The organism is Micromonospora fluostatini (genome assembly GCF_050410825.1).
Taxonomy (GTDB): domain Bacteria; phylum Actinomycetota; class Actinomycetes; order Mycobacteriales; family Micromonosporaceae; genus Micromonospora; species Micromonospora rosaria.
Map to the genome: position 1 here is coordinate 1,059,780 of NZ_CP191251.1, position 11,291 is coordinate 1,071,070.

At 74.8% G+C, this 11,291-nt stretch carries 9 protein-coding genes; 6 read left to right on the forward strand and 3 right to left on the reverse strand.

What is annotated here, in order from left to right:
- Positions 1–3: 3 nt before the first annotated feature.
- Complete coding sequence (locus tag ACQUFX_RS04835) at positions 4–186, reverse strand: hypothetical protein (RefSeq protein ID WP_428964808.1); 183 nt, start codon at positions 184–186, stop codon at positions 4–6.
- A 198-nt stretch (positions 187–384) separates the two neighbouring features.
- Between ACQUFX_RS04835 and ACQUFX_RS04840 the strand changes: the two genes are divergently transcribed.
- The 3 genes from ACQUFX_RS04840 to ACQUFX_RS04850 all read left to right on the forward strand — a co-directional run bounded on the left by ACQUFX_RS04840 (position 385) and on the right by ACQUFX_RS04850 (position 1,946).
- Positions 385–558 carry a hypothetical protein gene (locus ACQUFX_RS04840; RefSeq protein WP_428964809.1) on the forward strand — a complete coding sequence of 58 codons (174 nt, stop codon included), beginning with the start codon at positions 385–387 and terminating at the stop codon, positions 556–558.
- Positions 559–650: 92 nt separating this feature from the next.
- Positions 651–1,073, forward strand: a complete 423-nt coding sequence (locus ACQUFX_RS04845; protein WP_428964810.1) for a DUF6086 family protein — start codon at positions 651–653, stop codon at positions 1,071–1,073.
- Positions 1,074–1,259: 186 nt separating this feature from the next.
- Positions 1,260–1,946 (forward strand): hemerythrin domain-containing protein, encoded by a 687-nt coding sequence (locus ACQUFX_RS04850; protein ID WP_428964811.1) that lies wholly within the window; start codon positions 1,260–1,262, stop codon positions 1,944–1,946.
- Between the two features lie 24 nt (positions 1,947–1,970).
- Here ACQUFX_RS04850 and ACQUFX_RS04855 read toward each other — a convergent pair whose 3' ends face one another.
- The gene (locus ACQUFX_RS04855) at positions 1,971–5,306 is read right to left on the reverse strand and encodes a BTAD domain-containing putative transcriptional regulator (RefSeq protein WP_428964812.1); all 3,336 of its coding nucleotides are present in this window, start codon (positions 5,304–5,306) and stop codon (positions 1,971–1,973) included.
- Positions 5,307–5,545: 239 nt separating this feature from the next.
- Here ACQUFX_RS04855 and ACQUFX_RS04860 point away from each other — a divergent pair, with 239 nt between their 5' ends.
- Complete coding sequence (locus ACQUFX_RS04860; protein WP_428964813.1) at positions 5,546–8,680, forward strand: hypothetical protein; 3,135 nt, start codon at positions 5,546–5,548, stop codon at positions 8,678–8,680.
- Between the two features lie 113 nt (positions 8,681–8,793).
- On the opposite strand, the gene ACQUFX_RS04865 is transcribed toward ACQUFX_RS04860, so the two are convergent.
- On the reverse strand, positions 8,794–10,545 hold the full coding sequence (locus tag ACQUFX_RS04865) for a DUF6461 domain-containing protein (RefSeq protein ID WP_428964814.1): 1,752 nt from the start codon (positions 10,543–10,545) through the stop codon (positions 8,794–8,796).
- Between the two features lie 86 nt (positions 10,546–10,631).
- Here ACQUFX_RS04865 and ACQUFX_RS04870 point away from each other — a divergent pair, with 86 nt between their 5' ends.
- The gene (locus ACQUFX_RS04870; RefSeq protein WP_428964815.1) at positions 10,632–11,033 is read left to right on the forward strand and encodes a lytic polysaccharide monooxygenase; all 402 of its coding nucleotides are present in this window, start codon (positions 10,632–10,634) and stop codon (positions 11,031–11,033) included.
- 2 nt (positions 11,034–11,035) lie between these two features.
- Positions 11,036–11,272: a cellulose binding domain-containing protein gene (locus tag ACQUFX_RS04875; RefSeq protein WP_428964816.1), complete on the forward strand. Its 237-nt coding sequence runs from the start codon at positions 11,036–11,038 to the stop codon at positions 11,270–11,272.
- The last annotated feature ends 19 nt before the right edge of the window (positions 11,273–11,291 follow it).

Genomic DNA, 11,291 nt, shown 5'->3' on the forward strand with positions numbered 1-11,291 from the left:
GCCTCAGGCGCGCAGCCGGGACCGGGCCAGCAGGTAGCCGAGGGCCAGGCCAGCGGCCAGGGCCAGCAGGGTGCGGGGCCCGGTCGTGGCTCGCACCTTGCCGAGAGCCGCCTTCGGGTCCACCACGCCGCCCGCCACGTCGCCGGCCGTGCCCACCACCACGTCACCGAACCTGCCACGCTCCACCGGTCCACCGCCCTTTCAGCCGCCGGCGGCTACCCGGCACCACGGCGACCAAACATCCCCGTCGGGCCGCAGACGGGGGGCGCGCCGACCCCGTCCGACGACCGGCGTTACCGCCGCTCGACGCTACGGGTCCACCCTGCGGCGCGGGTTGCTTTCCGCCTCGGGTCGCCCGAAAGCGACCAACCGGCGCCCGCCTCCGTGGCGGGATACGCCTGGTGGCAGGTGCACGTCTACCTCGACCAGAGCTGCCGCTGCGCTTCCTCCCACCCCGACTACAGCAACATCCACGGGCGGAACCTGATCGCGTTGGCCGAGGCGACCACCGCCCGGGGCATCGCCCTGGACGCGCTGGAGAAACTGCGACAGCCCTGACCCGCGTGACGAACGGGTGCCGGCCCGGACCGACGGCGCGAGCCGACGGGCACGGTCCACGGACGACGGTCCGGGCTGGCACCATGGCGCGGGTGAGTCAGCACTTCCAGGCCGGTGACCGCGTCCTGTGGAATCCCGCCACCACCGTCGCCACGCTGTTCGTCCGGATGACCGAGGCGATGGTGGAGGTCGCCGGGCGGCCGTCGGGCGTCGGACCGGACACCGGGCGCGACGAGTACGACATCGACCCGGACACCTTCGCCGCGTTCGTGAACGCGCTGACCGCGCGGTACCTGTCGACGAACCACCCCGTTCTCACCGCCATGCTGGCGGGGTACCTGCCCACCGCGCTCGTGCTGGTCGAGCGCAGCGGCCGCGACGTACCGGCACTCGCGGAGGCGGTCAGCCGGCACGACCGCGACATCGCACTCCACCCCGACGCGTTCGACCCCGACGCCGACCGGCACCGCCTGCGCGTCCTGGCCGCGCAGCACGCGCGGTCGGTGCCCACCTGAGCGGCACCGTCGACCCGCGTCCCCCCGCGCCGTCGGGCCTTCGCGCCAGCCCCGCCAAGTCGACGCCAAGTGTGCGCCAACCGCCCCACTCCACAGTCGGGACACACCAGCCGGTAGCCGCCGCGGAGCGGCCCACCGGTAGCCGACCACCCGACCAGGCCGCCGCCGGCGCGGCCGGAGGAGACCATGGGCAGCACGACCCACCACGACGAGCCGAACCTCACCGGCTTCCGGATCAACCACCGCACCATGCGGTCCGACACCCGCCGGCTGGCCGACCTGGTCGGTCGCGTGGCGGCCGGCCAGATCACGTACGACCGCCGCCGGGCGACGGCCCTGCGGACGTACCTGCGGCTGCTCTGCGACGGCATCCACCACCATCACGCGATGGAGGACCAGGTCCTCTGGCCGGTGCTGGCCCGGTCGGCGGGCGCGGAGATCGACCTGCGGGACCTCAGCGACGACCACGCGGCCCTCGATCCGGTGCTGGACGAGGTCCGCGTCGCGGCGGACGACCTCCTGGCCGCCTACGCCGCAGGCCGTCCCGCGGCGGGCCCGGCGCACACCGTCGCCCGGCGTCTCGCCGCGACCCTCGCCCACCTGCGCGACGTCCTCGACGAGCACATCGAGGAGGAGGAACGGCTGATCTTCCCGGTGATCCGCCGGTACGTCAGCGTGGCCGACTGGAACACCGTGGAACGGGCCGTCCGCAAGGGTGGCGCGCTGCGCTTCGAGCTGCCCCGGATCGAGCGGTACGCCCACCCGGAGGAACTCGACGAGCTGAAGAGGATCGCCGGGCCGGTGCTGCGGCTGATGCTGGTGGCGCTGCGACCCGGGTTCCGCCGACGGGAGGCGACGGTCTTCGGCACCTGACGCCGCCCCGCACCGGTGCCCCGCTCAGCGCACCGCCGCCGGCACGGACGCCGACTCGTCGCTCCACGGCACGGCACCGACCCGGCGGGCCAGCCGGAGCCCGGCGGCCCGGTGCGCGGCGGCGGCCGGGTCGCCCAGCGTGTCGGCGAGCTCGGCGAGGGTCTGGTCCACCGGACCGAGCGAGATCGACCCGCACTCCAGCCCGGCGAACCGCCCCGCCCACGGCAGCAGCTCCTGGTAGCAGCGCCGCGCCGCCGGCCGGTCACCGAGCCGCGCCGCGACCTGCCCGCGCAGCGTCATCCAGTACAGCCACAGGTAGTCGGGGCGGATCGGGGTCTGGGGCCGCCACACCGCCCGGGCCGCCGCCCGGTCACCCGCGGACAGCAGCGCGTGGGCCAACACGTCGTGCGCGTCGTCGGGCACCCGCGCGTGCACCTGCCGGAGCTCCCCGAGCACCTCGTGCCCGCGCCCGACCGTGCTGAGCACCGTGAACCGGCCCATCAACCCCATCGCCGCCGCGTTGGGACCACCGACGCGAACCATCCGCTCGCTGACCTCCGCGTACCGGCGCGACGCCTCGTCGAGATCCCCGGCGAAGAGCGCGCGCAGGCCGGTGAACCACCCCATCACGGCGAGGATCAGGCCGAGCTGACCCGTGGTGGCCTCCTCGATCGCCCGGTCGACGTGGTACCGCGCCCGGTCGAAGTCGGCCTCGGCGAGCGCGGCCTGGTACAGGATGTGGTGGGCCTCGCACTGGTACGCGGTGAGCCCCGCCGCCTCGGCGACCGCCAGCAGCTCCCGCCCGACGTCCGGCAGCTCGGCCCGGTACGCGGGGGCGACCGTGACGAAGTAGCGGGCGTTGAGCGCCCGGCAGAGCACCGCCGGATCGTCCTGCCGGCGGGCCAGCGCGAGGCACTCCCGGGTGACCTCGTCGGCACGCCGCAGATCGGCGCCCTCGATCTCGAAGGCCAGGGTGCTCAGCAGCCGGGACCGCAGCGCCGGCTCGTCCCCGCCCACCCGGGACAGCTCCTGCTCCAGCAGCCGGACCAACGGCCCGTCGACGGCGCGGTCCGGCCGGATGGTCCAGGTCACCGGGGCGTCGAAACAGGTCAACGCGGAGTGCACCGCCTGCGGGTCGTCGAACCCGGTGGCCAGCCGCACCGCGTCGGCGCGCGCGGCGCGGGCGGTCAGCACGTCACCGGCGAGCGCGCTCGCGGTGGCCCGCTGACAGAGCAGGTCCAGACGGGTACGCGCGGCGGCGGGGGCGAGGTCGGCCGCGCGCAGCGCGCCCGCCCAGAGCACGGCGGCTTCCCGGGGCGCGCCGAGGTCACCGGCCCGGCGGGCGGCGGCGGCCAGGTGACCGATCGCGTCCCCGGCGGTGGCCGGGGTGAGCGCGGCGAGCGCGTGCCGCCCCAACGCGGCCACCTCGTCGGCGCGCTGGGCACGCAGCACCGTGAGGATCCGGTGGTGCATCCGGGTCCGTCGCAGCAACGGCACGCTGTGGTAGAGCGCGTCCCGTAGCAGGGCGTGCGCGAAACGGATCCGCCCCGGCTCGGGCTCCACGAGCAGACCCGCGGTCACCCCGGCCTCCAGGCCGTCGAGGACCGGCTCCTCGGGGCCGCCGTCGACCGCGACCAGGATGTCGACCTCGGCGTCGGGCCCCAGGACGGCGGCGTGCCGCAGCACCGTCCGGGCGGCGGCCGGCAGCCGCGCCAACCGCCGGGCCAGCACGTGACCCAGCGCGGCGGGGATGCCGTCCAGCGCCGACCCGGGCCCTTCGGCCGCGATCAGCCGGGCCAACTCGATCGTGAACAGCGGATTCCCCGCCGACCGGTCCCGCACCGTACGCAGCAGCTCGGTGTCGGTGGTGTCGACGCCGTGCCGCCGCAGCAGCTCGGCGACGGCCCCGTCGTCGAGGCCGTCGAGGTGCAGTTCCACCGCCGGCACGCCGGTGAGCGCGGCCCGGGCCGCCACCACGTCCTCGGTCACCTCGTCGGGGCGGAACGTCGCCACCACCAGGACCGGCGCGTCGGCGAGGGTGACGGCGAGGTGACGCAGCACGCGCAGGGTCTCACCGTCGGCCCGGTGCAGGTCCTCGATCACGACGAGCAGCGGGCCGTGACCGGCCAGCCGGCACAGGTAGGCCCCCAGCGCCTGCCGCAGGTGGAACTCGTCGTACCGCCCGGCGCCGGCCGCCGTAACGGTCCCGAGGTCCACGAGAAGCCGCAGGCCAGCCGCCTCCGCCTCGTCGAGCGGGAACCGCGTACGGGCGGCGGTGACCACCTCGTGCCACGCCCAGGCCGGTGGTGCGCCCTCCACCTGCGGGCAGGTGCCGGTCGCGGTGATCCAGCCGTCGGCGGCGAGGCCGCCGGCGAGGTGCCGGGCCAGCGTCGACTTCCCGCCGCCCGCGTCGGCGCCGACCCAGCAGAAGCCGAGCCCGGCGCCGGTGACGCGGTCGGCCGCCGCGCGCATCCGGGCCAGCTCCACCGCACGCCCCACCGGCGGTGGCGCGGCGGTCGGCCGCTGCCCTCCGGCAGGCGGTGGCTCGGCCTGCCCGGCAGCGGCCACCGGGCGGGCGGTCCGGGCGGCCGACGGCCCCAGCCGAGGGTCCTGCCGCAGCAGATCCGTCTCCAGGCTCCGCAGCTCCGGCCCCGGGTCGATGCCCATCTGCTCGCTCAACGCGGCCCGCGCCGCCCGCACCACGTCCAACGCGTCGGCCTGCCGTCCGAGGCGGTACAACGCGACCGCGAGCAGCATCGCGGCCTGCTCCCGCAGCGGGTGGTCCCGCACGAGCGGATCGAGGTCGAGGACCACCTCGTCGGCGCGGTCCACGTCGAGCAGCAGCTTCGCGCGCTGTTCGACGGCGGTCAGCCGCAGCCGGCCCAGCCGGTCGCTCTCCCGGTCCGCCCACGGCTCCCCGACGAACTCGGCGTACGGCAGGCAGCCGTCCCAACCGGCCAGGGCCTCGTCCAGGTCGGCCACCGCCGCCTGCGGCGGCGTCTCGGCGGCCCGCGTCGCCGCACGCAACGCCGCCTCGAACCGCCAGGCGTCCACCTGGGGCGTCGGCAGCCGCAGGGCGTACCCCGGGGCCGCGGTGACGAGGATCCGAGCGGGATGGCGGGGCGGGCGGTCCGGCTCCAACGCCCGGCGCAGGTTCGACACGTACACCTGCAGGGCGGCCTGGGCCCGGGGCGGCGGGTCTCCCGACCAGAGGTCCTCGACGAGCTGGTCGACCGAGACCACGTGACCGCCGCCGGCGACGAGCCGGGCCAGCACCGCGCGCTGTCGCGGCGCCCCGAGGTCGATCGGGACGCCGTCGCGCAGTGCCCGCACGGGGCCGAGCACACCGATCGTCGTCACGCTGCCACCGTAGTGAGCCGCGACCGTCGGGGAGATCCACTATCCGACACCTACGCGACCGAACGGTCGGCCCGCTCCTCGGAACCGGCAGCACCTCCGGACCGGTCCTGGTCGGACGCCCGCCACCGCACCCCACCAGCCCACCAAGACGACGTTAAGGGCGCGCCAACCCTGCTGCGGCCTGATGGAACCCGCACCTCGTCCCACAGACCTGCGGGACGCCGGAGGAAGGACATCGATTGAGAACCACGAAAGGCCTGAGCCACCCCCACCGCTGGCTCGCGGCCGTGACCGGCGTGAGCCTGGCCGTCGGGCTGGCCGGACCGGCGGTCGCCGCCGACCCCGTCCCGTACGACGAGCAGGCCGTGCACCACGCCCTGTTCGCGGCGGTCGTCCAGGTCCGTGAGGGCGGCACCCGTGGCCTGCTGGACGCCGTGGTCGCCGCCGAGCTGAGCGACTGGCGCGGCGCGCACCCGACGGCCGACACCGCGACCGTCACCACCCACCTGAACACCGTCACCACCCTCGTCGGGCAGGCCGTCCCGGCGTCCGACGAGTCACCCGGGAAGCTGCACCTGCTGGGCACGGCGATGGCGAAGCTCGCCGGCAGCGGCGACGCCCACCTCGGCGGCCCGACGGTCAAGGCGCTGCTGCGCAGCACCACCGGCGAGGAACTGGGCGGCATCGTGCCGCCGATCGAACAGATCCGCAGCGGCACCCAGGACCACCTGTGGGAGATCGTCTCCCGGGGCGCGCTGACCGAGGTGTGGGGCACGCTGCACGCCCGCGCCGCCACCGATCCGACCCTCGCCGAGGTGTGGAACGGCGTGGTCGGCACCCGGCTCGGCATCCGCCTGGACACCCCGGCGGCCGACCTCGCGCAGCTTCCCGACCTGAGCGGACACCTCGACCTGGCGGCGATCACCGCGAAGCGCCACGACCGGGACGCCTACCGGGCGGAGATCCAGTCGCAACTCGACGCGGCCCTCGCCGCGCTCCGCCAGCGGGCCGCGACCACGGTGACCGACGTGGTCGCCCAGTCCGACCGGTTCCCGATCGACGGGCCCACCAAGCCGACCAGCGCCGACGAGGCGGCGGCCAAGGCGAAGGCGGAAGCCGACCGCAAACTCAACGAGAAGCTCGGCCAGGCCGTGACCGTCCTCGGCAAACTCGCCGGGATGGTGGACAAGCAGTTCGGCAAGCAGATCGAGACCATCGCCAAGGCCGTGGTCGGCGCCATCTCGGCGATCACCACGTACACCGCGGCGATCTCGGCGGCCGGCATCACCACGGCGGCGCTGGCGATGTCGACGTTCACCCTGGTCGGCGGCCTGGTTGGCGCGGCGATGATCCTGCTGCCGCTGTTCACCGGCGACGGCGGCGCCGACGCCGGCACCGCCCGGGAGATCGCCGCCCTGCGCGACCAGATCAACCGGCTGGCCGCCGGCATGGACAAGCGGTTCGACCGGATCGAGAAGATGCTCGGCGCGATGTACGACGGGCTCAGCGCCCAACTGACCGCGCTGTCCCGGGACCTCGCCGAGGTACGCGCCCAGCTCACCGTCATCGCCGGCCAGTTGATCGTCCTCGACCAGCGGGTCGACACCCTGGCCCTGGCGAGCCAGGCCGCCTTCGAGCAGATCGCCCAGCAGCCGTTGAAGACCAGCGTCGACCGGTACGTGCACCGGGAGGCCCGCACCGGCTCGCCGATCGACTCCCTCGCGACCTACTTCGACCAGGCCGACTCCCCGACCCGTACCTTCGCGGCCGACAGCGCCCGGCAGGCACCGTACGTCGTCCCGGCCGGCACGTCGCTGGCCAACCCGGTGGGTACGGTCGACCTGCACCTGCCGGCCGGCGCGATCGACTACCTCGCCCAGTGGGCGGGTGCCCGGGGCGTCGCGCTCACCCCCGCCCCCGGCGACCAGCCGGCCTCCGGAGTGGCCAACCCCTCGGCGTGGCTGCTCGGCGCTCGGGCCAACCTCATCCTGCAACTGCAGAACCCGCAGTACGCGGCCCAGATCGCCGCCGCCGAGACGGCGAGCACGATCGCCGCGGGCGACGCGGTCAACCGCCGGGTGCGACAGTTCAGCGCGCCCACCGCCGACGGTGGCACCAACGCCCTGTTCCAGCGGCTGACCGCCGACTACCGGGCGGCGGTCGGGCAGTGGAAGACCGTCCTCGACGACGTCGGCCGGGGAGTGCGCTGGGTGGAGACCGACCGTGACTACGACATGTGGGGCAGCGTCGACCAGGACGTCCCGGCCGCCGGCCGTGTCGCGGACGTGCCTCACCTGTCCTTCTGCGACTCCTCGATGGGCACGAACCTCACCGTCCCCAGCCGGGTCAACCGCTCGGCCCTGCCCAACGTCTACCACCTCGCCGCCTACGCGATGGCGCCCGGCCACCGGCCGCAACTGCGCTCCTGCATCGACCGGGAATTCGTCAACCTGGAGGTGAACGACGGCCCGCGCTACCAGCAGACCATCGGCGACCTGCGGCTGGTCGTCCGGCAACAGGCGAAGTGGTTCGGCGGTGACTGGCAGGACGTACGGACGGTGACCTGGCAGACCAGGCTGACCGACATCTGCCTGTGGGATCAGCGCTCCAACCCGCCCAGCGGCTACTGCCGGGAACCCGACTACTACCTCACCAGCAAGTGGAACTCGACGTACCGGGCGGCGATGGACAGCAGGGGCACCGTGGTGGACAACGCCGCCGCGCTGGCGCTGGCCCGGACCAAGACCCAGGCCATGCTGACCGGCAAGCAGCGCTACTACTACCGGGTGGCGGCGCTCGGCACCGGCGTGGACCGCCCACCGGCGGGCACCTGGTCGCTGTCGCACCAACTGTGGGAGGCCGGGAAGAAGGTCTCCGACGCGGTACGGATGCTGCAGATCTTCTCGGACCTGGGCTGGTCGTCGGCGCTGGAGCGGGACGACGTCATGCGCGGCCAACTCTTCGGTGACCGGTCGCTGCCGGCGGACTACCGCCTGCCGCGCAGCCAGGACAGCTACAACAGCGGGTCGCTGCACCTGGCCAACGCCTACCAGCGGGCGCTGGCGAACTACGCCACCTGCCAGCAGCAGGTGGACTGGGACCCCTGTCAGGGCGACGTCTCCGGGCTGAACCCGCTGGCGCAGCAGGAACGCTTCGGTGTCGGCTGCCCGGCGGCCCCGGCCGCCCAGGCGCCGGACGACCCGCTCGGCTCGTGCGTCGTCCAGGCCGGGTCGGCCGGCATCGGCACCCTCACCGACCGGTACGGCCACTGGTCCGGCCGGATCACCGCCGGCGCCCACCAGGAGGGCCTGGTGGCGGTGAAGAGCGTCGTCGGGCTGCTCCGCGCGACGAACGTGGCGGTGCGCGCGGCCTGACCGCAGCCCAGGTGCGGGGGGCTCACCGTCGTGGTGAGCCCCCCGCCGGCGCCCGGCCCGCCACCCCGGCGCCCGTGACCCGGTGGCCCTGCCGACCCCGTGACTCCGGCCGCCTAGCCGGTGACGCGGAACCCGATGTTGGCGGTCCGGATCCGGGTGAGGTCACTCGCCGTCATGCCACGGCCGGTGAACCGCTCCACGGCGACCAGACCTTTCTCGATGCGGTCGCGGGGTGCGGTGAAGTCGAGCCCGGCGAGTGCCGCGCCCACCGCCGGTGGTCCGGTCTCGCCACCCCATGGCTCGAATGCGGCGAGCAGGTCGCCGGCCTCGGCGAAGCCGAGCTGGGTGTCGGCGTTGACGTTCCAGAACATGCTGGCTGCCCGGCCCGCCGAGGATGCGGCGCGCAGCACCCTCGCGTCGGTGCCCCGGAAGCCGTTGCCCTCCACGACCAGGACCGCGCCGTCAAGATCCAGCACGGTGATCCAGGGTTCGACGACCTGACGCAGCGACAGGTCACGCCCGATGTCGTCGATCCGCTCCGGTCGCTGCGGGTCGGCGCCGAACGCCCGCAGTACCTGCTCGACCGTGGCACCGGTGACGACGGTGACGGTGGCCGCCTCCGCGATCTCGCTGTGGCGCACCCACCGGTAGGCGTGCTCGGGCGGCCGGGCCGGCTCGGGTTCACCCCGCAGCCGGTACCCGAGCCGGTCGGCACGGGCGTGCACGATCTCCGGCGCGGCGGGCGCCGCCCACACCACGAGGTGGTAGGCCTCCAGACCGGCGTCGGGGTCGTCGCGGCCCCGGGCGTGCACCCGGACCCGGTACTCGCCGGGCCACGGCGGGGTCCGTAGTCGCAGTGCCCGGCCGGTCGTGCCGCCCGGTGCCACCACCGCCGCGTGGCCCTCGGCGGCCCGCCGACTGACCTCCACGACCTCGTCCCAGTGGGACTCCACCGCGTCCGGCGCCTCGGCGAGCACGGCCAGGGCGACGCGGACCGTGCCCTGCCCGACACCGGTCCGCACGACGACACCGCCGTCGGCGACGGCGACCAGCCCGTTGCCGGAGAAGTCGGCCTCGTCGGGCAGGCCCTGCTCGGCCAGCCCGAACCGGTGTCCCGTCACGACCAGCTTGCCCGAGCTGTGCGCCGGCAGCAGGTACTCCGCGCGGAGCCGTTCCCGCAGCGCCGCCGCGTACGCCGGGGGCAGGGGCACCTCCCGCAGCAGCAGCGCCGCCGCGCCGATTCCCAGGCCCACGATGGCCACGGCCCGTTCCACGACGGCCGGCGGGTCCGCCTGCTGGACCACGGCACCGGCGACCGCCACCGCCAGCGCGAGGTGAGCGGCCCCGTGCCCGGCCGCGACCGACTGCTCGTCGGCCGCCGTCGGTGTCACCGCCAGCAGCGGGGCGACCGCCGGGTGGTGCGCCGCCGCCCGCACCACGGTCACCGTCCGGTCGGCCAGACCGGGAAAGAGCCCGTCCAGCATCCTGACCACCGACGTCGCCTCGCTGTCGTGGCCACCGGCCACCAGCCACGCGCCCCCGACCCCCGTCGGCGGACGCAGGCCCGGCGTCGCCACCGGGGCGCTGCTCCAGTCGTGCCCGGCGACGGTCAACTCCAGCGCGCCGAGCAGCCGTTCCACCGGCAACGCCCCCACCGCCCGCACCGCGGCCAGGCACTCGGACTCGCCGTCGGGCCGCCGGTGCGGCCAGTGCTGGCCCGGCGACAGTCGATCCGCCTCCTCGGGCGCGGCCAGTCGCCCCAGCAGCCGCGCGGGCGCAGCGGGAATGCGTTCCCTGAACACCGGCATCGTCGCCGCGACGAACGCCGCTACGTCGTCGCTGACCGCGACCGGCCCGTGAGTCATCGTCTGCTCCCCGTCAGCACACCACCATCCGGCGCCGGAAGGATAGCGACGGCGACGCCGCCGCGTCGCATCCGCAGGCCTGGACCATGCACGACCAGGCCCGGCACGGCGGCGCGTACATCCGCATCCACGTGACGAAACAGGGCTTCGACCCGCTCACCCAACGGCTGCGCTGGAGTGACCTGGAGCAGGTCCTGGACACCGGCCCCTTCCCGGACGAGGGCCCCACCACCGACGACCCCATCCTCGACGGTGTCTCCTACTCCTTCCAGGTCACCGCCCCCGGTCGGACCGGCCGGCACATCGTGTACGCGGTCTGGCGCGCCGGTCACGCCGACCAGAACTACTACATGTGCTCCGACGTGCGGTTCCCCGGCGGCGCTCCGGACCCCACCACCCCGCCGCCGTCCCCGCCGGCCCCGAACGACGGCTGCACGGCCGCGTACACCCCGCCCGGTCAGTGGACCGGGGTTTCCAGGGCGAGGTGAAGGTGACCGCCGGTCCGGCCGCGATCCGGGGCTGGACCGTGACGATGCGCTTCCCGAACGGCCAGACCGTCGGACAGTCCTGGAACGCCTCGGGCACCTCGGACGGCTCCACCGTGACGGCCCGCAACGTCACCTACAACGGCGCCCTCGCCCCGGGGACCAGCGCCACCTTCGGAGTGCTCGGCAACTGGCTGGGTACCAACGACCCGCCGACCCTGAGCTGCACCGCGACCACCTGACCACCGACGTCCCCGGCAG

Bases quoted from the DNA above. Each gene is read 5' to 3' on its own strand.
- ACQUFX_RS04850 (WP_428964811.1), top strand. From the start codon at position 1,260: ATGGGCAGCACGACCCACCACGACGAGCCGAACCTCACCGGCTTCCGG.
- ACQUFX_RS04865 (WP_428964814.1), bottom strand. From the start codon at position 10,545: ATGACTCACGGGCCGGTCGCGGTCAGCGACGACGTAGCGGCGTTCGTC.
- ACQUFX_RS04870 (WP_428964815.1), top strand. From the start codon at position 10,632: ATGCACGACCAGGCCCGGCACGGCGGCGCGTACATCCGCATCCACGTG.